The 23,898-nt window shown below is 38.6% G+C and carries 21 protein-coding genes; 18 read left to right on the plus strand and 3 right to left on the minus strand.

Features of this window, described 5'->3' with window-relative positions; translation table 11 throughout:
- Position 1 precedes the first annotated feature (1 nt).
- Positions 2–1,270 carry an HlyD family secretion protein gene (locus tag H153_RS0101645; RefSeq protein ID WP_022846394.1) on the minus strand — a complete coding sequence of 423 codons (1,269 nt, stop codon included), beginning with the start codon at positions 1,268–1,270 and terminating at the stop codon, positions 2–4.
- A gap of 194 nt (positions 1,271–1,464) precedes the next feature.
- Between H153_RS0101645 and H153_RS0101650 the strand changes: the two genes are divergently transcribed.
- From H153_RS0101650 to H153_RS08980, 5 genes are all read left to right on the plus strand, one after another.
- On the plus strand, positions 1,465–2,265 hold the full coding sequence (locus H153_RS0101650; protein WP_022846395.1) for a transporter substrate-binding domain-containing protein: 801 nt from the start codon (positions 1,465–1,467) through the stop codon (positions 2,263–2,265).
- A gap of 12 nt (positions 2,266–2,277) precedes the next feature.
- Positions 2,278–2,985, plus strand: coding sequence for an amino acid ABC transporter permease (locus tag H153_RS0101655; protein ID WP_022846396.1), 708 nt, complete (start codon positions 2,278–2,280; stop codon positions 2,983–2,985).
- The gene (locus tag H153_RS0101660; RefSeq protein ID WP_022846397.1) at positions 2,963–3,763 is read left to right on the plus strand and encodes an amino acid ABC transporter permease; all 801 of its coding nucleotides are present in this window, start codon (positions 2,963–2,965) and stop codon (positions 3,761–3,763) included. Before H153_RS0101655 ends, H153_RS0101660 begins: the two co-directional genes overlap by 23 nt.
- A gap of 10 nt (positions 3,764–3,773) precedes the next feature.
- Positions 3,774–4,502 carry an amino acid ABC transporter ATP-binding protein gene (locus tag H153_RS0101665; protein ID WP_040371703.1) on the plus strand — a complete coding sequence of 243 codons (729 nt, stop codon included), beginning with the start codon at positions 3,774–3,776 and terminating at the stop codon, positions 4,500–4,502.
- Between the two features lie 75 nt (positions 4,503–4,577).
- Positions 4,578–4,934: a YlbF family regulator gene (locus tag H153_RS08980; protein WP_022846399.1), complete on the plus strand. Its 357-nt coding sequence runs from the start codon at positions 4,578–4,580 to the stop codon at positions 4,932–4,934.
- 47 nt (positions 4,935–4,981) lie between these two features.
- On the opposite strand, the gene dapE is transcribed toward H153_RS08980, so the two are convergent.
- Positions 4,982–6,052, minus strand: coding sequence for a succinyl-diaminopimelate desuccinylase (gene dapE, locus H153_RS0101675; RefSeq protein ID WP_022846400.1), 1,071 nt, complete (start codon positions 6,050–6,052; stop codon positions 4,982–4,984).
- An 86-nt stretch (positions 6,053–6,138) separates the two neighbouring features.
- Between dapE and uvrC the strand changes: the two genes are divergently transcribed.
- From uvrC to H153_RS0101740, 13 genes are all read left to right on the plus strand, one after another.
- Complete coding sequence (uvrC, locus tag H153_RS0101680) at positions 6,139–7,902, plus strand: excinuclease ABC subunit UvrC (protein WP_231378245.1); 1,764 nt, start codon at positions 6,139–6,141, stop codon at positions 7,900–7,902.
- An 11-nt stretch (positions 7,903–7,913) separates the two neighbouring features.
- Positions 7,914–8,414: an HIT domain-containing protein gene (locus H153_RS0101685; RefSeq protein ID WP_022846402.1), complete on the plus strand. Its 501-nt coding sequence runs from the start codon at positions 7,914–7,916 to the stop codon at positions 8,412–8,414.
- Complete coding sequence (locus tag H153_RS0101690; RefSeq protein ID WP_022846403.1) at positions 8,407–9,465, plus strand: hypothetical protein; 1,059 nt, start codon at positions 8,407–8,409, stop codon at positions 9,463–9,465. Before H153_RS0101685 ends, H153_RS0101690 begins: the two co-directional genes overlap by 8 nt.
- A gap of 118 nt (positions 9,466–9,583) precedes the next feature.
- Complete coding sequence (locus H153_RS0101695; RefSeq protein WP_196799783.1) at positions 9,584–13,480, plus strand: translocation/assembly module TamB domain-containing protein; 3,897 nt, start codon at positions 9,584–9,586, stop codon at positions 13,478–13,480.
- Positions 13,432–14,271: a ribonuclease HIII gene (gene rnhC, locus H153_RS0101700; RefSeq protein ID WP_027720095.1), complete on the plus strand. Its 840-nt coding sequence runs from the start codon at positions 13,432–13,434 to the stop codon at positions 14,269–14,271. The genes H153_RS0101695 and rnhC overlap by 49 nt, the downstream gene beginning before the upstream one ends.
- A 12-nt stretch (positions 14,272–14,283) precedes the next feature.
- The gene (gene sppA / locus H153_RS0101705) at positions 14,284–15,156 is read left to right on the plus strand and encodes a signal peptide peptidase SppA (protein ID WP_022846404.1); all 873 of its coding nucleotides are present in this window, start codon (positions 14,284–14,286) and stop codon (positions 15,154–15,156) included.
- 10 nt (positions 15,157–15,166) lie between these two features.
- Entirely contained in the window at positions 15,167–15,856 is a 690-nt protein-coding gene (locus H153_RS0101710; RefSeq protein ID WP_022846405.1) for a PilZ domain-containing protein, read from the plus strand.
- Positions 15,857–15,936: 80 nt separating this feature from the next.
- A complete protein-coding gene (locus H153_RS0101715) occupies positions 15,937–16,254 on the plus strand; it encodes a hypothetical protein (protein ID WP_022846406.1) in 318 nt (105 codons plus the stop codon).
- Positions 16,251–19,685: a PilC/PilY family type IV pilus protein gene (locus tag H153_RS0101720; RefSeq protein ID WP_022846407.1), complete on the plus strand. Its 3,435-nt coding sequence runs from the start codon at positions 16,251–16,253 to the stop codon at positions 19,683–19,685. The genes H153_RS0101715 and H153_RS0101720 overlap by 4 nt, the downstream gene beginning before the upstream one ends.
- Entirely contained in the window at positions 19,657–20,103 is a 447-nt protein-coding gene (locus H153_RS0101725) for a prepilin-type N-terminal cleavage/methylation domain-containing protein (RefSeq protein WP_022846408.1), read from the plus strand. The genes H153_RS0101720 and H153_RS0101725 overlap by 29 nt, the downstream gene beginning before the upstream one ends.
- Entirely contained in the window at positions 20,103–20,522 is a 420-nt protein-coding gene (locus H153_RS0101730; protein WP_022846409.1) for a type II secretion system protein, read from the plus strand. Before H153_RS0101725 ends, H153_RS0101730 begins: the two co-directional genes overlap by 1 nt.
- On the plus strand, positions 20,519–21,454 hold the full coding sequence (locus H153_RS0101735; protein ID WP_022846410.1) for a hypothetical protein: 936 nt from the start codon (positions 20,519–20,521) through the stop codon (positions 21,452–21,454). Before H153_RS0101730 ends, H153_RS0101735 begins: the two co-directional genes overlap by 4 nt.
- Positions 21,455–21,468: 14 nt before the next feature.
- Entirely contained in the window at positions 21,469–21,879 is a 411-nt protein-coding gene (locus H153_RS0101740) for a hypothetical protein (RefSeq protein WP_022846411.1), read from the plus strand.
- Positions 21,880–22,384: 505 nt separating this feature from the next.
- Here H153_RS0101740 and H153_RS0101750 read toward each other — a convergent pair.
- Positions 22,385–23,797 carry an RNA-guided endonuclease TnpB family protein gene (locus H153_RS0101750; protein ID WP_040371555.1) on the minus strand — a complete coding sequence of 471 codons (1,413 nt, stop codon included), beginning with the start codon at positions 23,795–23,797 and terminating at the stop codon, positions 22,385–22,387.
- Positions 23,798–23,898: the final 101 nt, after the last annotated feature.

Genomic DNA, 23,898 nt, shown 5'->3' on the forward strand with positions numbered 1-23,898 from the left:
GTTAATCCTTCCTTATATAAACGGTAACGCTTGTTCCCGGTTTTATACAGACCTGTGGAACATTTTCAAGTCTTATTTTTACAGGAATTCTCTGGGTTACTTTTGTGAATTCGCCTTGAGAAGTGTCCCTTGGTATCAGGGCAAAGGTTGAACCTGCTGCTGTACCTATGGATACAACTTTACCTTCAAATGTTTTGCCGCACACTTCAAGTTCAGCTTCTGTGTCAGCTCCGGCTTTTACGTTTTTAAGCTTGTCTTCTTCTATCCACGCTAAGACGTAGAATGTTTTGGGATCATAAAGAGAATAGACAGGAAGGCCTGGTGTTACAAAATCGCCTTTCTCCCGCCATTTTTTAGCTACAACGCCGTTAATTGGTGATTTAACGGTTGTGTGGGAAAGGAGAATTTCTGCTTTTTCAAGCCCTGTTTTAGTAGCAGCAATCTCTTTATCAAGGGATTTTATTGAGTTTTTTAGTTCTTCTATTGATTTAAGTGTTGCTTTTGCAACTCTAATCTGCTTTTTAGTTGCAGCAATTTTTGCTTCAAGGGCTTTTCTCTCTTTTCTTACTATGGAAACATTGTTAATCAGAGACTTGGCTTCTTTGAGTCCCTCTTCAGCGCTCTTAAGTTCAGCTAATGCTTTTTGATACTTAAACTGTGCTGCGCTGTAAGCGCTTTCTATTTCTTCAAGCTGCTGTTTTGAAACTATTCCTTTTTCGTAAAGGTTTTTGAATCGTTTGTACTGATTTTCCCATCTTTTCAGATTGGTTTTAGCAGCCTCAACGCCTTTTTTTGCCGCATCAACACCGCTTGATGCTTTTTCAACGCTCGCTTTGTAGTTTACGAGAGCCATTGATTCTTTATTTTTCAGCATGGATAACTGTTGCTGTTCGGCTTTTAGCTTATCCTGAGCCATTTTAACCTGTTCTGGAATCTGGATTTTTAGTTGGCTCAGTTTGTTTTCCATGGATTTTTTCTTAAATTCAAGGGCAGAAAGTTTTTCCTGGAGCAGTTTTACCTGTTTTCTGTAAAGAGAATCATCGGTTTTAAATAAAGGTTCTCCTTTTTTAACCTGTTGAAATTCCTTTACATATAGATTTTTAATATTTCCTGATACATCTTCTGTTGATACTGTTACAATATTGGCTTTTTGGAAGGCATCTTCTGAGATTACGTAGATGTGACGAAGGTAAAAATAATGTCCCAGCCAGAGTGTTGCAGCAATTACTATTACAAGTCCGAATGCTGAGAATATCTTCTTTCCGTTCATTGTCGTCCCTCTCTCTAATGAATAGTGAATCATCATTCACTATAATTTATCATAAGAGCAGAAAAAAGCAACAGGTGGTTGACTGATACTTTTCCATTTTCCGTTTTGTAGTACCTGATTTCGCTTTCAGATGGTAATTGATAATGAGATTATGTTACAATACTCTCAAATAAATTAAAAATATGGAGGTAGTGATGAAAAGGGTGAAGAGTATTTATCTCACGTTGCTTGCTCTTCTTGTGGCTTTTGTCTCTTTTCTTCCAGCTAAAGCCGGGACACTTGATAAGATCAAGAAGCGTGGGTACATGATCGTGGGTGTTAAGTACGATTTTAAACCTTTCGGGTTCGTAAACGAAAAGGGTGAAGTTGTTGGTTTTGACATTGACCTTGTTAAGTACATAGCTAAAAAGCTTGGTGTGAAGGTTAAGCTTGTTCAGGTTACTTCAAAGACGAGAATTCCGATGCTTGAAAGTGGGAGTGTTGATCTTGTAGCTGCTTCAATGACTCACAAGAGAAAGAGAGATCTTCCAATAGACTTTACCATAAGCTACTACTTTGACGGTCAGGCAATTCTGGCAAGGAGTGATTGCACCGCTAAAAGTTATAAAGATTTTGCAGGAAAAAGAGTTGCTGCCATCCAGGGTGCAACGAGCGGTCCTAACTTTAAAAAGGTTCAGCCAAGAGCGAAAATTGTTTACTTCCAGGAGTATCCTCAGGCTCTCATGGCTCTCATGAAGGGTAAAGTTGATGCTATTACAACAGATTATACCTGGTGTGCAACACAGGCAAAAGATTCTCACGGAAGACTTAAAGTTATTGGTGAACCGTTTACCTATGAACCTTACGGCATGGGAGTAAGAGAAAACGACAGTGACTTCAGAGATGCTATCAACTTTGCTATTCAGGACGCTGTAATGGATGGTACCTATGCTAAAATTTACAAGAAATGGTTCGGTAAAGAACCTACAAGACTTCCAGAAGTTTGGCCTAAATAAGAGGTTTGGTGGATGATAGTTGATCTACTTGTTGAGTTTAGAAGCTTAGTAATTCAAGGTTTTATAACCACGGTAAAGCTATCCCTCATCGGGATAGCTTTATCCACTATTTGGGGTTTTATCATAGGATTTTTCAGAAATTCACGTTCCGAGTGGCTGAGAATTTTTGGCTATTACTATGTGGAACTTTTCAGAAATATTCCTCTGATTGTCCAGATTTTCTTCATCTATTTCTCCTTTAATATTGTTGATATTTTTCCCGTTTTGAAAATTGCCGCAAAAGTCCTTCACGTTGAAGATCCAAATGCATTTTTTTCCGCCCTCATAGCGCTTGTTCTTTATACCTCTGCCTACATTTCTGAAGTTGTAAGGTCGGGACTTAACGCTATTCCCTATTCACAGATAGAAGCAGCGATGAGTCTCGGTCTTACAAGGCTTCAAACGATCAGGTACGTTATCATTCCCGAGTTGTTCCTGATAATTATTCCAGCGCTTACGAATCAGTATTTGAACCTTATTAAAAACTCTTCACTGGCAATGACCATTGGTGTTGCAGAGTTAACTTTTGTAACCCAGCAGATAGATGCAGAAACGTTTAGAGGTTTTGAAGCAGCAACCATAGTGACGGTGCTTTATATAGTTTTGACACTTACAACATCGTTAATTATGAGTCTCGTTAATAGGTGGGTTTCTAAAAATGGCAGGCGTGTATTTGCATGAGAACAAACGGAAAGAGCGTCTAATCCATTTAGGTGCTACGGTTATACTCGTGATTTTCCTGTTTTTCTATTTTCGTCACCTTGAGCTTAAACCGGTCCTGACGAAAGACAACATCAGGTTTCTTCTTTTTGGGATGCCGGGTGAAATAGGTGGATTAAGTCTTACAATTTTGATGACAATTATTTTAATTCCTATTACCCTTGTCTGGGGTGCTATTCTTGCCGTTATGAGGAATTCAAAACTTTTTAAATGGTTTGCTACTGTTTATATTGAAGTGGTAAGGGCAACACCTCTTATAATGGTAATTTTCTGGGTTTATTTTGCTATACCTATATTCGTTAAAGGAGTAACCGGAAAGGACATATCTGTTCAGCCTGTTATTGCTGCGCTTATTGCGTTTTCTATCTTTACTTCGGCATACATTGCAGAAATTATCAGAAGTGGTCTCAATTCTATTTCAAGGGGTATAAAAGAAGCGGGTGAAAGTCTCGGTTTTACAAAATTTCAGATCTACCTGTACATTATTATGCCGCTTGTTATTAAAAGGATGCTTCCAGCCCTTATTTCTCAGTATATTGCGATGTTTAAGGATACTTCTCTCGCTTACATTATCGGTGTTATAGAGTTTTTCCGTGCTGCAACGATTTTAAATAACCGTCTTTTTCTGAGTATGGAAATTTTCACCATAGTTGCAATAGTCTATTTCATTATAGCCTTTTCTATGAGTAAACTTGCAAGACATCTTGAGGTTAAGTGGAGGAAGCAGTTAAGTGAGTAAGGAGAAAGCAATGGAAGAGAAAATAATAGAATTTATTCACGTTGGTAAGTACTTTGGTGATTTCAAGGTTCTTGATGATATAAACTTTGACGTGAAAAAGTCCGAAATTATAGTTATCTGTGGTCCGAGTGGTAGTGGTAAATCAACGATGATTCGTTGTATAAACAGGCTTGAAGAGATAGACGAGGGCAAAATTCTCTTTCACGGAAAGGATATAAGAGAGATTAAACCTATAGAATTAAGAAAGAAGATAGGAATGGTTTTTCAGCATTTTAACCTGTTCCCTCACCTGACGGCTCTTGAAAATGTTATGCTTCCTCTTGTTAAGGTTCAGAAAAAGAAGAAAAGGGAGGCTGAAAAGATAGCTGTTGAAACTCTGGAGCGGGTTAGAATGGGCGATCAACTTCATAAGTATCCCAGTGAGCTTTCTGGTGGACAGAAGCAGAGAGTAGCAATAGCAAGGGTTCTTGCTATGAAACCGGAAGTTATGCTTTTTGATGAACCAACTTCTGCTCTTGATCCTGAAATGGTTAATGAAGTTCTTGATGTTATGAAAGGACTTGCAAAAGAAGATATTACAATTCTTTGTGTCACTCATGAGATGGGTTTTGCAAGGGAAGTTGCTGACAGGATAATCTTTATGGATAATGGTAAAATAGTTGAGAATACTGATGTGGAGACATTCTTCAAGCATGCCGAAAATCCAAGAATAAAAGAGTTCCTTTCAAAGATAATGTAAATAAAGGGATGAAATTTGTAAATCGTGAATTTAAGACATAGATTACCTTTAACACTTTTAAATTTTGGAGGAAGTATGTCTGAAGTAATCAAAAAAGCAGCCGAGCTTGCTGACGCTATAGCAAAGTCAGAAGAGCTCAAGAATCTAAGAAGTGCTGAGCAGGAACTCCTTGCTGATTCTGAAGCTATGGAACTTTACAATGAGTTTCAAAGGCTTCAGCAGATGGCTCAAATGGCTGGAACACCAGAAGTAATGCAGCAGCTTGAAGAGGCTTACAAAAAGTTTGCTGAAAATGAAAAAGCGAAAGCTTTTCTTGAAGCCAATCAGCAGTTTGGTGCTATGCTTGAAACGATAAATAAGATGCTTCAAGAGGCTATTGAAGGTCCGAAGCAGCACGGAAGCTGCGGAAGCTGCGGTGGTTGTGGCGTTTAATTTTTGATTCTGGCGAGGATAGAAGGCCCCGGATTTTCGGGGCTTTTTTATTTAGAAAGAAATGTTTTCAGGATTTTATAATTTTCATGTAGCTTTTCTATCTCTATGTATTCGTTTTTCTGGTGTGCCTGTGATGGTTGGCCGGGGCCAAAGTTCACCGCGTCAATTCCCCACTGTGAGAATCGAGCAACGTCTGTCCACGCCTGCTTTGATTCAACTTTCAGATTAAATTGTTTTATCAGTTTCTGGAGAATTGGATTGTCAAGACATACCCTTCCTGATGGTGAGAGGTCTCGCCACTCAAATTCGTCAACGTTTGCTTCGTTGCCAAGGTTTTCTAAATCTTTGACTGCTTCTTCTAACGTTTTTGATGGTGAAAACCTGTAGTTCACATTAACGGTAAAACTATCGGGAATTATGTTTCTACCACCTGTGAAATCCACCATTGTTGCGTTTATCACTTCATAGTAGGTTAGTCCCTGAAACTCATATTTTTGAGGTTTCTTTTCAGATAGCAGTTTAAGCAGTTTCCATCCCTTGTGAATGGCATTTTCGCCCTGCCATGGTCGTGCTGAGTGTGCCCTTTTCCCTTTAAATACCATTCCACAGTGTATTACGCCAAGGCATCCTACCTGAATTGCATTGTCTGTAGGTTCAAGTATGATGGCAAGGTCTATCTTTTCAAGGAGTTTCTTAAAGTTTTCATAAAGTGGTATCAGTCCGCTTTCGAGGTATGGTCCTTCTTCCCTTTCGTATAAGATGTAGACCAGGTTATAGGGTGGGTTAAGGTTTCCTTTACCGGTTTCTTCAATGATTTTAAGTATTACGGCGTCACCGCCCTTCATGTCGCTGGCACCGAGGCCGTAGAGTTTTCCATCTATCACTTTTCCTGTGTATTCGTTCGTTCCAGGAACGGTGTCAAGGTGTCCTACTAAGGCAAGTACAGGTTTTTCTTCGTCAAAACTTGAGCAGGCAATTATCGTGTTTGAGACTCTATTAACCGTGAGGGATGGGTTGTTTTCCTTTATGAAATTTTCCGTAAAGTCGGCAATTTCTTTTTCGTTTCCGTAGATTGAGGGGATTTCAATCAACTTTTTTAGTATCTCTAAAAGTTCCATAGATCACCTCTCAACTTTTGATTTCTTAAATATAGTGTCTTCCACTTGTTTTGCCCTTCTCTAAGTTTATCTTTTATCCTATGGGTGTGAAACGACTTGAAAAGAAACTTGAATCAGTTCCCGACCTTCCCGGTGTTTATCTATTTCACGATAGCAACGGTAAGGTTATCTACGTTGGAAAGGCACGTTCTTTAAAGAAACGGATAGCTTCTCACATCAAAGCGACGGATCCGTCCGATAAAAGTTACAGAATCGTAAAGGCTTCTTCCGATTTTGACTATGTCGTTGTCAGGAACGAGAGGGAGGCCCTTGCGTTAGAGGCAGAACTTATAAAGAAGCATTTACCTAAATATAACGTTCTCATGAAGGACGATAAGAGCTACCCCTTTCTTTTAATAACCGATGAACCTTTTCCTTCTGTAAGGCTTGTCAGAAAAACGGATAACACTTCTGGAAGGCGGTTTGGCCCCTTCATACCTGCAAAAAACGCAAGACTTACCATGGACCTTATACATAGACTTTTCAGGTTGAGAAAGTGCAGGGAGCTAAAAAAAAGGGAGCGTCCCTGTATCCAGTACCACATGGAGAGATGTTGTGCACCTTGCTGCGGTTACGTTTCAAAAAAAGAATATATGGAGCAGGTAAAAGGTGCAATCTCTTTCCTTGAGGGAAATGTCAAGGCTTACCTTCAGTCACTCTATGAGCATATAGAAGCTCTTGCACAGAGGCAGGAGTTTGAGAGGGCAGCTTTCTTAAGGGATCAATTTGTGGCTATAAAGAATCTTTATGAAAAATATGCCGTTTTCATGGATGAGTATAAGGACTGTGACATTTTCTACCTTGAGGAAAAGGGCGGATTTTTTGAAGGTATTCACATAATCGTTCGTCACGGCATCATAATGGGCAGGGAAAACTTCTCCTTTGATCCATTTGAACCGTGGGATACGGAAACCGTTAGAGAACTCTTTTCAGGCAGTGGTGCGGGAATTGATGTTATAGGTTCTATATGGCTTAAAAACTACTTTGAAAATAGGGAAGTACCGCCTCATATCTTTGCAAATTTTGTTCCTGTAAATCTTCCTCTTAATGTGAAACCCATATCTGAGGAAATGTTTAAAGTTGTTCTTCAGAATAAGAAGAGGGAAAAACTCCATCTTAACATTGATTTTGAAGCTTTATCTTCCGAATACGAATCGGTTTTTATGGATTCTTTTCCTGAAAGAGTTGAGGTTTTTGATATTTCCACACTTCAGGGTGAAGCGACCGTTGCTTCCTGTGTTGTCTGGGAGAAGGGGAGGTTTGTCAAGAAAGACTACAGGAGGTATAGAATAAAGACTGTAAGCGGCATTAACGACTACGCTTCTATGGAAGAGGTGCTTACGAGACGCTTTCGTTCAATAAAGGAAGGAAAGGTAAAAATGCCATCTCTTATTCTGATAGACGGTGGAGTGGGACAGCTTAACGTTGCTATCAGGATTAAAGAACTTTTTGGACTTCCTTTCAGGGTTTTTTCCATAGCAAAAAGGGAAGAGATAATTTATACTGATGAAGGGGAGGTTGTTGAGACAAGGAAGTACCCTTACCTTTTCAGGTTTTTTACCGTTTTGAGGGATGAGGCTCACAGATTTGCAATTACTTATAATAGACATTTAAGGAGTAAAAAGCTTAAAAAGAGTATTTTTGACGATGTGAAGGGTCTCGGAATGAAGAGGAGAAGGATAGTGGAGAAATTCTATCCTGACATTAAGGAACTTGCCACCGTTACCGTTGACGAGCTGAAACAGATAGGGATTCCGGAAAAGGTAGCTTACCGCCTGATAGAGAAGGTTAGAGAAGTTTACGGAGAGTAGAGGAGGAAGACATGGAGATACTGTGGGCACCGTGGAGGTTGTCATATGTTCAGAAAGTTACAGAAAACAAAGGATGTGGTTGTTTTATATGCGATGCCTTTAACGATAGTCCGGAGAATGACAAGAAGAACCTGCTTCTTCACAGGGGAAAGAAAGCTCTCGTGATTTTGAATAGATTTCCCTACAACACTGCGCACCTTATGATATGTCCTGTAAGACATACCGGGGATTTTGAGTCTCTGCTGCCTGAAGAGATGGCAGAGATTGATGAGCTTCTTAAAAAATCCGTAAGGGTGATAAGGAGAGCTTATAATCCTGACGGTTTTAATGTAGGTCTTAATCTTGGTAAGCCTTCAGGTGGAAGCCACGATACACACATTCACTACCACGTTGTTCCAAGGTGGAATGGTGATACAAACTTTATGCCGATAATAGGCGGTGTTAAGGTTATACCTCAATCTCTTGAGGAGACTTACGATATACTTAAAAAGTTCTGGAGAAATGATGATTAATCCTTTTAGCTGGCTTGGGAAGAAAGGAAAGAGGATAGATAGGAAGGTTGAAAGCTTCCTGAAAAATCTTTCAATTAACAGAATTGATACGTTAAAAGAACTTCCCGACCTTGATATTGATAAGCCATTTAACGCCTACGTTACTCTTGCCATTCTTTTGAGAGAGAAGGGAGAGTTTCACAAGGCTATAAAGTTGCTTGAGAACCTGCTTTCTGAAGAGCTGACGATAGACGACGAAAAGCTCGTGATTCTTAACCTTGCGATCACCTATAAATTGGCAGGTTTTGTTGATAGAGCAGAACAGATAATTAGAGAAGGGATTGAAAGGTTTCCTGCTGAAGGTTACTTCTACTACGAACTTGCGAAGTTGAAGCAGATGTATGATGACTGGGAGGAGGCTGTTAAAAATTTTGAGATAGCGAACGGCCTTAACGGCATATTCCAGGAGGAACTCTTTTATACAAAACTTTTCTACATAAATAGACTTCTTGATAATGGGAAGATAGACAAGGCTTTTAAGGTTATGAAAACGCTTAAAAACATTCTTTTAGTGCCATTTTTCTACTACACGCTTGCGAGGATCTACTTTGAAATTGGCGACAGCGAGCGAGCTTACAGGAATGTTGTTACAGGAATGAGGCTTTCGGAGAAACAGTCTGACATGTTCCTGAAGCTTCTTGAGAACTATCAAACACTTGATGTTGAAGAGGTGGAAAGGCTTATAGATAAAGTTGGGCTTATCTATCCGCTTGCCCTTAAGTACGTTGAGCTTCTGACAGCAGGGGGTGAGGATGAAAAGGCCCTTGAGGTTGTAAACAAAATTGCTGAAAAGTATCCTCTTAAAGCTGAAGTAAAGGAACACCAGTTAAGGCTTATGTGGAAACTTGGTAAGAGGAAGCAGGTTGTTGACGTTATCGTTTCATCCCTTGAAAGGCTTAAAAAAGAGAGGAAAAAGTACGTCTGTGAAAACTGCGGTTACAAGACGGACACCTTTGACTGGTGTTGTCCAAAGTGTAAGTCGTGGGAAACTTTGAGGCTGGATATAGTTTAAGATGAGGGATAGGGTAAAAAGATTTTTCCATTCCCTTTTTAGGGGAAAGCTTCATTATTTCATTAGGTTTTGTTTCCTTGCCGCTTTCCTTTTTCTTACATTTAAGATTTCGCTTGCCATGGTTGACTACTACCTGGATAAGCTGAGAGGTTACGGTGTTTATGTTGAAAACCTTCACTTTCATCCAGGGACGCGGTTTGCGATTACTTTTGATGGTATTGAGTACAGGAACAAAAGAACCGAGTTTCACGGCAGTAGAGGAGAAGTTGTTTTAGACCTTGTAGAGTCGTTGAAAGAGAAAAGGCCTGTTGTTGAAAGGTTTTCTCTTGCTTCTTTTTCTCTCTCTTTGAGCGGTGATGATAAAAAGGGAAAAGTAACCATACCGGATATTTATTCTATTCCTTTCGGTGTGATTATTAGAAATCTTCATTTAGGAAGAGGAAATGTCTATTCAAGGGATTTTTCGGCCGAGTTTGGCGGTATAGACTGGGGCGGCGGGAGATTTTTACTCCGCAAAACAGAGGGGAGAATTAAAGGAAAGCCTTTTTATCTCACAGATGTTGCCGGCGTTCTGGATAACGACACGGTAAAGACGCGGCTTTTTAGATTTTCCTGGGATTCTATCTCTTTAGAAGGAAAAATTTCCTTTTCACTTAACCTTTATAATGCTAATTTTAACGGAACGCTTTCTATGCCGAAAGGGGACGTTACATTTACTTTGAAAAAAGAAGGTGAAAAGGTTACCTCTACCGGAACATTTGCTTTAAAGTCTCTTGAAAAGCGGTTTGATTTTTCCCTTGAGAGCAAGATAAAGAGAGAAGTTGACTTCAAAGGAGTTGTATCTGAAAAAGGGGAACCTTTTAAGTTTTCATTCAGCGGTGTTTTTGATGGTAATGAGGTTTCCGTTAAGGGTAGTGCCTCCGGTGATTTTGCCCTTGACGACAAAATTTCCCTTGAAGGGGTGAACGTTCATTGCGACTTTGCAGGCGAAACGGAAACTTTAAGCGGGTTTATTAGAGGAAATGTAAGGAAAGTCTCTTTTAGCGGGAGAGATTTTAAAAACCTTGCGGTCACCCTTAAGTTAAAAAATTCAAGATATCTGGACGCTGATCTATCCTGGCACGATGGAAATAATGGTAATGTTAAGGTTTCAGGTGATATTGTTAAGCGGAATTTTTCCGTTGCCGCTGACGTGAAAGGTTTTGATTTAAAGGCTGATCCTTTTGTCGCTTCTCTTTCTCCTTCTGTAAGAGAATGGATTCCCGACGTTTCCGGTAATTTTTATCTCAAAGGAGAAATCAAAGATGGCAAAGTTGCTGCAGCAGATTTAACCTTTGCCATTTCACGGTTCAACTTTAGAGGATTTATCGGTAAGGGCTATTTAGCTTCAAGGACGCAGAAGGGAAAATTTCTGGTAATGTTGAAGATTTCCGGAGATAACGGAATAGTTGGCTTTAAAGGATACTTGAACCCTTCTCAGGTTTCTATAAACGGTGACCTTTATTGTCAAAATCTTCAGCTTTCCTCTTTTGATTTCCTTGCTTCTGAAGGTCTTAATGGTACCGTTACGGGTGGAGGAACACTTTTTGGCAGGTTATCCTCTTTAAGAGGTAATTTCAAGTATCAATCTAAAGAATTTTCATACTTTGGTGAAAAATTTAAAAACATTTCAGGAACGGTTAATCTTGATTATCCTTCTTTGTTTATAGAGGCTAAGGATTCTGAAGGAAAGCTGGATGTCAGGAAGATTGCCCTTAAATTTTCCCCAACCTTTGCAATAGACGTTGCCGCTTATGTTAAGGATTTTAGCCTTTCAACTATTGAGAGGATAACAAAAAGGTATGGTGTCAACATGCCTGTAAGGTTAGATGGAAATGCTGATGGAAGTATTACTTTAGGTTTTCATCACGGTGAGAAAGTTCCTTTCACGATGGACGTTTCCATTGATAGGTACCGTTCTTTCTATGTCCTTGGCAGTACAATCTCCGGGAATGCTACAGGGGCAGGAGAGGTAGTCTTTGATGGAAAGCTTGCTGTTTCTCTTTCAGGCAGGTCTAAGGATGCTGAAGTTGCAGGGTTAAAGTTCTCCGGGGGCAGTTACCAGTTTAAACTGAAAGGTAAAGATATAAACGTTTCTGGAAAGGATTTTTCTTCCCCTCTATTAGATAAAAGTTCCATAAAGTTTGCCGTTGATATTGATACGGAAAAGCAATCAGTGGATGGTTCTTTTTCGTTGAGCGGTCGTAAAACGTTTCCTCACGTTGTAACTGATATCAATCTGCAGGGAAAAATTAAAGGTCTTTTTGACAACTTTACAGTTCCCATTAAAGGTAAAGCCAGGGTTTCTTCCGATTATTTGAAGGATACACTTTCTGTTAAGTTTTCCGGTAACCTTCATGAACCTGACAATAGAGGTGAGATAGCCTTTTCTTCAAATAGAGGTAGTATTTATATAGAGATGGACGGTAGAAATTTATCATTGAATGGAACATTAAAAGACTTAGATTTTGGTTTTGAAAAGGTTAGCGGAACGGCAGGGCTTGTAGTTCTTAACCTTAATGTGAAGGATTTTGATTTTGAACATTTAAACGGTATTATCGGAATTCCCGTTCTTTCCATCTTTCCAGAAAACCTGCCTGAAATTGATGCCGTTTCGGGAATTTATATTAACTTTAACAAGGGTGCTATTAAAGTGAGTGATGCTTCCTTTTCTTTTCCTGGAGGATGGCTTAACCTTAATCTTTCCTTTGCTGACGGTGTACTTGAGGGTGACTTTAAAGGTTCCGTAAGTGCCAGGGCGGCTGCAAGGAGATTCCTGCCTTCAGTTCTTGTGAAGGAAGGAGACTTTAACGTCTCAGGTAAGTTCAGGTACGACAAAAAGCTCTCTTACTCCGTTAAAGTGGAAACGGATGGTGTCGTTGGTCGTGTGAGTTATCTTCTTGGAACTGTGAAGATAGATAAACTTTCTTTAAGCGTTGAAAATGGTAAATTGAGATACATATTTACCGCCACAGAGGTTGAGGATGGGAACATAGTTGTTTCAGGTGGAGACGTTATCACGGCTTCCATTTTCAACGTTCCTGTCGGACAGAGGGGTATGTGGCGTGCACGGATAACGGGTAATCTTAAATTTGCAAATAGGAATCTTACAGGAACGATTAACATTTCTCGTCCTGTAATTTTGAAACTTACCTCTGAGAGAAAGGAAACTTCTTCAACATTTTCAATTCCTTTCAACGTTGATATAGGTCTTAACTTCCTTGAACCTCTTGAGTTTAAAACGGATGTCTGGAGTATAAAGTTACTTCCTATGCTAAAAGTAACGGTGAATAACGGCATGCCTGCTGTTTCTGGTAACTTCTTCGTGTTGGACGGAAAGATAAAGTACATGGGAAAGGAATTTGTTATTTCTTATGGTTCCGGCATTATTGACAACTTGCTCGAGCTAAAAGGAAACGTGAATATTGCTGCCTCTTCAAGGATAGGCGATTACTACGTTTACATGTTCGTAAGGGGTAACCTTGCCTCTCCGGTTCTTTACTTTTCTTCCGAACCGCCTTTGACAAAGGAAGAGATTCTCAGTCTCATAATGACCGGTGCCACGCCGTCAGAGATGGAGAGGAGTAATGAGCTTTTCCCGGTCGTCCAGGTGGCTTACTATGCAACTTCCACGTTTTTAAAGCCTGTTGAGAAAACTTTTTCAAAACTACTGAAATTAGAGTCCTTTTCGCTTGAGCCTTATATAACCAGGTACGGAGAAACGGTTATAAAGTTTTCGGTAACAAAAAGGATAGGAGACAGATTAAGGTTTATCGGTTATGAAACTACAGGTCAAGACCCTGAATTTAGTATTGGTGCGCAGTATTTCGTGGGTCACTATAAAAATGTTTATCTTGAATATCAGTACAGTAATTACTACCATAACGAGTACGGTGTCGGTTTTGACTTTAGAATTAAGGACTGGGTATGGCTAAAAGAGAAGATAGAAAGAAAGATAGAAAAATTGAAGAAATAGCAGATGCTTTGAAAAAAGCCGGTGCGGTTTCACAGCAACCGCCGGAACATGCCGCCTACAGGTTTAAGTTTGGTGATGGTATCGTTACAATTTATAAATCAGGTTCAATTGTTTACGGCGGTAAGGAAAGAGACAGGGATGTACTTAAAAGCGTTGTTGATACCGTTTTGATAGGAAACGTGGATAAAACGCCGCGAATAGGGTGCGATGAAGCGGGAAAAGGTGAGTATGTGGGACCTCTGGTGGTTGCGTGTGTTTACTGTGACGGTCCTGCCGTTGAAGAATTGATAAAGATGGGTGTTAAGGATTCAAAGAGACTTTCCGATAAAAAGGTATGTGAACTTGCAGAAAAAATTAAGCAGGTTGCTCACGGTGCTGTTAAAGTTTTAATGCCGCAGGAGTACAATAAACTCTATTCTAAATACAAAAACTTAAACAGACTGTTAGATTCAGTCTATCTTTCTTTAATAGAGAAACTTGTTAAAAAGTATAAGCCGTTAAAAGTAGTAGTCGATAAGTATGGAAACAGTGTGGAGAAAAGACTTCGTGACTGTTTGCCTGAATCGGTAGAAATTGTTGTTGTTGAAAGAGCGGAGAAAGATCCTGTCGTGGCGGCAGCTTCTATAATTGCCAGAGCTGAGAGGTTGAAGGGCTGCAAGATGTTAGAAAAGAAGTTTGGAGTTTCCATTCCTGCAGGTAACAGCAGAGAAGAGATAGTAAAATTTCTTAAATCGGTATCAAAGGATATGTTAACATATCTTGCTAAGATTCATTTCAATATGAATGTGTGATGGAGGTTTTACTTGAAAGGTTTTCGTAGATTTTTAACGATGCTTGGAGCGGTTTTTCTTCTTATCCTGTTTTTCAGCCTGATGCGGTTTCTCTTTTCCGGTGAGGTTCCTTCGGGTAAAGGGATAGCGATTTTAAAAGTTAATGGCGTTATAACAGATACCAGCTATTACATTAAGGAACTTGAGAAGCTTTCGAAAAACAGGAACGTTAAAGCGATTGTTTTAAGGATTGATTCTCCCGGTGGTTCTGTCGTTCCGTGTCAGGAAATGTACGACGAAATTTTAAGGGTGAAAAAGAAAAAACCGGTTGTCGTTTCTATGGGTTCTGTTGCTGCTTCCGGTGGCCTTTACATTTCCGTTGCTGCTAACAGGATAGTTGCTGATCCTGCCACTATTACAGGAAGTATCGGTGTAATAATGCAGACAATGAACTTTAGAAAAGTAGCGGATAAATTGGGAATAAAGGTTGTTACAATTAAAAGCGGTCCTCACAAAGACCTGTTGAATCCCTTTAAAAAGGTTGATCCCGGTGATGTTGCAATTGTTCAAAATGTTATAAACGATGTTTATCAACAGTTTTTAGAAGCTGTTTCCAAAGGAAGGCACATTTCCATGGACAAGCTAAAACCAATAGCAGACGGTAGAATATTTTCAGGAAGAGAAGCTCTCAAGCTTGGGCTTGTTGATGAACTCGGAGACCTGCAAAAGGCTGTTTCAGTTGCAAGAGAGCTTTCTCATTCTCCAGATGCAAAACCATTTGAAGTTAAAAAAGAAAAACCTTTTATTGACAGGATAATAGGTGGTGAAGTTTCTCTCTTCTTTGATAAAATTTCTGCAATATTAAAGGGCGAGGTGGAAAGGAAAGAACTAATGTATCTTTACTGATGGAGGGATTGTGGATTCATTTAAGCAGTTAGTCTTGCAGTGGCTTAAGGAAAAAACTGAAAAAGAGGAACCGCTTGAAGTTATAAGTTTTTATAACGAAATGCCTGTAAGGGTGAAGATAAAACCTTTATCCATAGAGAATTTTAAAGTGGTGGGATGGAAGGGAAATCCCAAAATTCTTCCGGCAATAGATCAAACTCAGAAGTTTTTCATAAGTTTTTTTCATCCTGAATACAGGGAAAATCGGATTCTTTCAGCGGGTGTTCTCTATTACAACAATGATTATATAGAAACAACGTTTCCATCTCTTACTATTGAACCTAAATTCAACAGAACTGCCGTTAGAATAACTGTTTCGGAATTTAAGCCTGTGTATGTCGATATAAAAGCTGAAGGTGTTACTCTTTCCACAAAAGTTGCTGATATAAGTGAGGGAGGAATAGGTGTTTTTTTAGATAAAGGGGTGTTAAAATTAGGAGAGGATGTTATTTTGACACTTAAGTTTCCAGATGGTGTTGTAATTAGCAATGTTCCTGCAAAAGTTGTTCGTATTGAACTTGTTCCCGGGAATAAGAAAGAAGAAAAGGCTGGTTTGGCGTTTGTGTCACTGAAAGAAAGATACAGAAATGTTATAAGTAAGTACATTATTCAACGTCAAAAAGAAATTATTGCTGAATTTAAAATGTTGACCGATGAATAATTTGATATTTGATATTGACAAATTTACTTCTAAATCTAATAATATATTTCGTAATATTTGAACTTAGAGGAGAAGCGATAATGCTATTAGAAAAACTTTCTATTAAAAAAAGGAAGATTAAATATACACTTATTTTATTGTTTGTGTTTTGCTTTTTGCGGGGAATTTTATTGGCTGATTTGAGTTTAGCTTATTCTAACTTTAAAGTGCCCGCCAAATTTGAGGCTAAAGTAGTTTCTGTCAATCCTCTGGTAATTAAAATTTTAACCGGCCCATTTAGGCAGCGTTTGTTGAAACTTAAATCAAAAACAGTCTTTAACAAGGGGGATGTCCTGATTTGCGTAGTTGATAAAACCGGAAAAGTTCAGTGTTTTAAATATGGCGGAGAGCCAAGATGAGAAAGTTTTTGATTTTTTTGATGTTTTTGCTTACTTTTGGAAAATCTTATGCTGGAAGTCTTAATCCATATTTTTCCCTGCCTCCTTTTCTTCAGCAGGGAAAGTTTGTTAATCTGATGCTGGTTCTTGATTATAGTGGCAGTATGAATGATTATGCTTACTTTGATACTTATAACGACAGCAGTAGCTATTACGGTTATTTTATTGGTGAACAGAAGTATAGTCTGGAAAGATTTGTAACGGATGATGGAAATTATGTTTATGTGTGGGTGCCTTCTTCTTCTGGTGATACCGGCAATTATTTGAATTGGGAGTATATGCGGAAAATAGATATTCTGCGCTGGATACTTACAGGGGGACCGGTTAGAAAGCTGACACTTATTTCACATGGAAAGAAAGTTTCCGGTTATTATGTTTTGTTTATAAATACATATATACCGGTTAAGTACGTGACTTCTTACAACAGCACTACAGGCCAGGTTGAAGGTGTGTTGCAAAAGATAGAAAGATTAAAAGAGCATCCTCGTGTCGGTCTTGAGATATTTTCAGGGACAGATGTCGTAAGAAAATGGATTTATCCATCTTTTGAATATAAAAAAGTTATTTCAGCAATAAATTATAAACCTGCAAAAGATGGCACTCCCACCGGGGAAGCTCTTGACGAGGTTAGAAGGTATTTTTCCCGTGAAGATGGAGTGTGGGGAGGATTTAAAAAATCTGATTCCAGTTACGTAGATCCGTATAAGTTTAAAATAAACGGTACCTGGATGGATGTTCACTGCACGAAAAACTATGTTCTTTTGATCAGTGATGGTGCATGGAATGGACATAAATTTTCTAAAAGACTTAGGGACCTGGATTGTAAGCATGGAAGTTACCCTATTATAGATCCTGTGGATGCGGGCGCTCCTTATGCTTGCACTATAGATCCTGTTCAGCCTGCTTATGAAATGTGGGAAGGGGGGTATGCTGATTTAGTGCCTGATTTGAAAGGAAGGCAAAATGTGAAAGTTTATACCGTTTCAGCTTTTATAAATAGTTCTAAGTTTGATGATGTTGTGGGCTTGAACGCTTTAAAGAACATAGCGGTTTTTGGTGGATACAAGGGAAGCTTTTCTGATGAACTACCGTCAGGTTATTCTTCTGTTCCGCCACAACCTGTGTGTTCTGTGACACAATCCCCGCCGTGTGGATCTTTTGTTAGCCTTCCATCTTCCTCTTCTGATTGGGATGCAGATGGTGATGGCAGGCCTGATGATTTTTATCCTGGTAATAATCCGGCAGCACTGAAAAAGGCGATAGAAAATATATTTGCCGCTATATTAAAGGATGCTTTTTCTGGAACTTCAGCTGGTATTCTGCCGGAAAGAAAGAAATCAGGAGTGGTGGCAGAACAAACCTTGTTTTATCCTCGCAAAGATTTTTCAGGAAAAAATGTTGATTGGCCGGGTTATCTATATACCTGGTGGCTTTTAAACAAGAAAGCTGTTCAAAACATAAGAGAAGATACAAATCTCAATAAGATTCTTGACATTAAAGATGACCGTATTCTTAGATGGCGAGTTGATCCGGATACAGGAAAAGTTTCCATAGATTTGTATAGCAGTTATTTGAACGGTACTGCCAAGAGGAAAATAGCTACTTATGATACATTTGACGATCTTCATCCTGTTTGGGAAGCTGGTGAAAATCTCGCGTTTACATCACCAGATAGCAGAGAAATCTTTACCAACATCAAGGGCAGACTTGTTGAATTTAATAATTTTAATAAAGACCTTATATCAGAATATGTAGGGGATTTAACAGAGCCTTCGTGTTTAAATAATGATGTAGCAAATCTGATTGCTTTCATTAGAGGAAAAGATGTAAGAGGATGTAGAATTAGAGATATAGACGATTCAGGAGATACCTGGAAACTGGGGGACATTATTTATTCTTCTCCTACCATTGTTAAATATCCTGATTACAGCGTTGTATTTGTTGGAGCTAATGATGGGATGCTTCACGCTTTTAGACTCGGTTATGTTAAAGACCTTGACAGCAGCCTTCACCCTGTAAAGCTTACAGATAGTTTTAACTCAACATCTCAAGATTTGTTAGGAGAGGAATTGTGGGCATTTATTCCGTCTAATGCTCTTCCTTACCTGAAATATCTTGCTTCTCCAAATTATGAACACACTTACTATGTTGATTTAAAACCATTTATTGTCACTTACAAAAACAGAGTAATTTTGATAGGCGGAATGAGGTTTGGAGGTGCTCCTGGAAATTCCAAGATGTTGGCTCCACCACCAAACGATGCAGGTGTTGGCTACTCTTCTTATTTTGCTCTTGACGTTACAGATCCTGAAAACCCGAAGTTTTTGTGGGAGTTTAGTTCTAAATCTCTTGGATTTTCCTATTCCGGCCCTGCTGTAATAAATAAAGGTGACAAGATTTATGTTATGTTTGCTTCTGGACCTACTGACTATAACGGTGATGTTGATCAGCCTCTTTCTGTTTACATTTTGGATTTGTTGACAGGGAAAGAAATTAGAAATGTAACAATTGATGAACTGCCGAACGCCTTTGCGGGACGCCTTTTTACCAATGGGCTCGATGTTAATGATGATGGAAAAACAGACTTTGTCTTTTTTGGTTATTCAAAGAAATTTGCAGACATGCAGGACTGGAAAGGAGGAATAATCGTTGCAGATGTTAGGAGTGACGATCCAGTTAACTGGAAGTTTAATATATACCTTAAAAATAAAATCCCACCGGTAACTTCAAAAGTAGCAGTTGGTAAATATTTTGGGAGATATTACATTTTCTTTGGTACAGGTCGCTGGTTTTATAAAGAAGATAATCCGAACCCTGAAGTAGCAAATAGGATTTATGGACTTCCTCTGATTCATTCTGGAGACAACTGGAGTTTACCTGATGCAAGTTCCATTGTTGATGTTACAGAGACTTCTGCCTCAGTTTGTTCTATTTCTTCAACTTTGCCTTTAGGTTGGTACATAAAACTGAATACTGATGATGATGGATACCTTAAAGAGCGCTTAATTTCAGACCCAACGATAACTGATCTGAATGTTGTTGCATTTGTAACTACAGAACCAACAGCAGATGTATGTGGTTTTGGTGGCCGTTCAAGGATATGGCTTCTAAACGGAGCGTCGGGGAGCAGCATCTTTGATAACTGCACGAGATATTCAATGGATCGAAAAAATTTGAAAGGTTCTCTACTTGTGCAGCTTTCTACTGCTGCTATTCACAAAGTTAGTCTTAAAAGTGAAGCTTCACAATTTGATAATACAACAAACAAAAGAACTGTTTTAAATTCAGATACAGGTTCTGGCTGGTTTACTGGTGTGGCACCTGAAAGTGGAGCTAAGTTTGTACCACCCTCTGGAGGGAAAGGTGAACTTCTGTTATGGATGGAAAAATAGAGCTTTTACTTTACTTGAGCTTTTGATAGTTATAGCTTTGATAGCTATTCTTGCTTTTGCGGGAATCTTAAAGTACAGAAACTGGATAGATTCAAATACAATAAATACAGAAATCCGCCGGATGGCTTCGATGCTGCAGAATTTGAGAATGAAGGCTTTTTCTCAGAAAAGGCAGTTTAAAGTATATATTAGTCCTGATAAGCATCGGTTATTGATATACATATGGGATGGTAGTAGCTGGAAAAGTTACAAAAATTACGATTTAAAAGAACCTTTTGTGCAGACCGCTCCCGTTATCATTACAGATAAAGGAACTTTTAATGCTACTTCTAAAATTATTTATAAAGGTGATTTTAATTATCAGGGAGATAACTGCATAATCATAGACAGAACAGACGTGAGGATTAGTCGTTGTTGATGAGAAAAGGATTTACGTTGCTTGAAGTTTTGGTAGCGTTTGTGATTTTTTCTATAGTTATGATTGCTTTGCTTGATTCTGCAGGGTTTTATTATCGGATAAGCGTAGAAAATGATCTTTTAAATGCTGCTTCTAAAATTGCAAGAGAAAATCTTGAATCTGTTCGCAACATGGACTACAACTTTATCACGGCATCAGTTCTTGATAATGGAACCAGTTCTTGCAGAGAAGCCTTGACGACAGGTAAAAATCTCGAAGTAGTGCAGCTTAGGAATCAAAATTTTGCTTTTGGAAAATATTTTAATGTTGTTGTTGATCCTACTCTGGACATAAAACAAGTTACAGTGTATGTTTGCTGGAATTATAATGGTAAATTTCATCAGCTTGATTATTCTACAGTGGTAAGGGAAAAAGAATGAGAAAGGCACTTACTTTGCTTGAGTTATTAGTTGCTGTTTTTGCTGCTACAATTGTAATGTCTGCAGTTTATGTTGTATACACGAGGCTTCTCGGAACATATACTCAGGAATCTTCATATCAGTCTTCCGACATAAAAAGGGTTTTGGGACTTGAAATTTTAAGGCAGGACATAGAAAATGCAGGACTTGGAGTGGGAAAAAACGAAACGGCTATACCTGTTGAATGGAATATGACTAAAAACGAGTTGGTTTTAAGGACTCTTTACGATATTCTGGACCAGAAAACGTCAGCATGGCAGATTGTAGATTGTTCTTCTGGCAGTGCAAATGTTCTGGTAAATAAATTTTTTCCAGAATTGCATGTTGGACAAGCGGTGTATTTATCTGTTAATGGAACTATTGCAAGTGGTCTTTCAAGTTATTTAACCTGTCCAGGGAATGGGACTTATATTGTTTATCCTGCTTTTACCGTCTCTGCTCCTTCTGCTTGCAGCTCTCAGTACTGTAGGGGAATAATTTATCAGATTTTGAATGTTGACGTTCCAGATTATTGTGCCGCTGGAACTGGAGAGCTGATACGAGAAGTTAAGGGTACATCTCAACAGGATCCTATACTTGATTGTGTTGCAGATTTTGATGTGAGGTTTGATTGGGATTTAAATGGAGATGGAATCATTGAACAGAACGAAAGATATTTACCTGTTTCTGCAATAGGAAAAATTTCTGCTACTGATGAAAGAAAAAAATTGAAGCTTGTTACTGTTTTCATTGTTGTTCAGCAAGGCAAAAGGAACAGAAAATATAAGTTTACAAATCGCTTAAGAAATGCAGGAATAGATTTTACTGCCAAGATTAGGGCTCGCATAGGGAAAAACTGGCAGCAATATAGGTGGAAGCTGATTAAGTTTTCCGTTAAACCAATGAATTTATAATTTTTGGAGGAGCATTGAATAAAAGGAAAGGTATAGTTTTAATAGTAACTTTAATTGTAACCTTCATCGCTTCAGCTTTTATTGCTGCACTTTTATATATACTTTTTAACAATGTCATAATTGTTGGTAGTAAAAAACGGTATTCTGGTTCGCTTGAAGTTGCTAAAGGGGTTTCTTCATATTTAATGGAATTGATGGACGATGATAAGTTGTGTTCATATACTGATTGTTCTAAAACAAATCAGCCTATTCAATTAGGTTCGTATGCTTCTTTTGGAGATTACAGTACAACAGCTACACTTATAAGGCGGATAGACCTTACTAACAGAGGAAAAGGAGTTGTTTATTCGGTTGAAGTTGTGGTGAGAAATAAAAAAGTTCCTTCGGAACATTCTATAGTAGATTTTGTTTATAGAGTTTATTGAAGCAATAATCAATATTTTTATGATTGTGTTAATAATTTTATAAAGGCTTGATGTGTCCTGTCTCTTAGTATGGTGCTATAGAGACTATAATAGATGTTTTAGAAGCAGCTTCTTTAGCATGGCAATTTTAGAGGGTGTAGTAGTAACTGATACAAGTAGTCATAGATAATGCACGTCATTATAACTGGGATTGGTAGATCTTTGTGGAGTAAATTTATGAAAAGATTATTAAGCATAATAGTTTCAATACCGATTGTTGGTGGGGCAAGTTTACTACTTAAACATAAATTTCCTGCTATAGAGAATCACGAGATTATATATCTAACTATACAAAGTGGGTTATTCTTAATTACTTATTTTGTGTTCCGATTTTTTATTTTAAACAACTTATTTTAGACAGTAGAAAGGTGGTGTATGATAGTTGTTAGATATTACAAATAACTTTAGAAGGAACAGGCAAGTAGAGGCAAAGAAAGCTCTAAAGGGTTTCGAAAGATTCAGTGAACTACCTACGACTAAAGTCGTAGGCTTCTGAGGGAGTTTGGTAGGTTGTCCCTACCCTTATCCCTCCGGGCAGGTTCACGCTGCCCTCTACTCCTATCCCTGCTATTTGCAGGGATTCGGAGATACCTTTCCCAAACTCGTAGATTCTTACCCTTACTACTTTCTTAAGTCCCGTCACAAGGTCAAACCACTTCCTTTTGAACTTCCTTAAGATGTTTCTCGCTCCGTTAACGTCTGCGTTAATGAGTCCTTTAATCGGTGATAGGAAAAGTCCTCTCTTTATCCTTCTTCCGTTACCCTTGCTCTCTTTTTTAACTCCTGCATTTTCGTCGCAGGAGTCGGTAACGGAAGTGTAGCTTTCGTCTATCAGCTTAACTTCTATCCCCACTTCTTTGAGCTTGTATCTTAAGTATTCTGTTGCTTTCCCGTGCGGTAACAGCTTGAACATTTGATTCACAAGGTCTGGAAGGTTGTTTTCCTTATTCTTTGACTCCTGAACTTTTCCTATTACTACTGTCTTGACATTATTTAAAACCGCAAGCTTTGTTATGAGACTGCTTACTTTGTGTGCGTAGTCTCTTAAAAGGTTTTTAACACTTTTCCAAAGTCTGTGAAGTTTCCTCTCCAACTTAATCGTCGGCAGTCCTTTATTTTTTAGGTTATCAACTCTCTTTTGCAGGTTAAATATCTTTTTGAGCTTTTTCCTGAGAAGGGTCTTTAGACCTCTACCATCTATGATGTAAGAAATAGGATTTTTCTCTATCACACAGGTGGCAAAGTTTGATATTCCGTAGTCTATCGCTAATACTTTGTTACTTTGCAGTTTGACCTCCGGAACTTTTTTCTCATACACTACTACCGCTTTAAAGCTTACCTGTCCGTAGGACTTATACGGAACTATCTGTATGTTGAGAACTTTGAGGTTTTCTAAGTCCTTATACCCTGTCTCTATCCATAGGTAAGCAGGTGAATATCCAAACTTTTTGAGCAGGTATTCTTTTAAGTTTTTTGATAGCGAAAGTCTTATCCTACTTCCTTCTATCTTGAATCCTGTTTTATCCCAAGTTACCACTCTGTGGGGAATTTCAGGATTTACGCAGCTTGGCGGTTTAACTACACTTACTCCTTTCTTTTTGAACTTCTTAGGGTCTTTTAGGAACTTGAAAAAGTTATTCCATCCTCTTGACAGCTCATCAAGGACTATTTGAGCACAGCGGGATTGTAAGGAGCGTAAGTGTAGGGATTCATCTTTGAGTTTGTTGTAGAGGTCTCTGTAATCAGGTTTCGCTAACTTGTTCTTTATGAGGTAGTTTGCTTGATTCCAGAGTCTTCCAGCGTGGTAGGTGAGGTATCCGAGAATTATCTCTTGTTCTTCTGTCAAACGGTTTAACTCAAAAACTATCGCTCGTTTCACTTTCCTTGACGCAACCCTTAGTGCGTTTAGCTTCTATCATATTCTTGTGGTATATTACCGCTAAGTCAAAGTCAATACCCTTTTGGGGTGTCGGGCTGTAT

It is taken from the genome of Desulfurobacterium sp. TC5-1, from assembly GCF_000421485.1.
Classification (GTDB): domain Bacteria; phylum Aquificota; class Aquificia; order Desulfurobacteriales; family Desulfurobacteriaceae; genus Desulfurobacterium_A.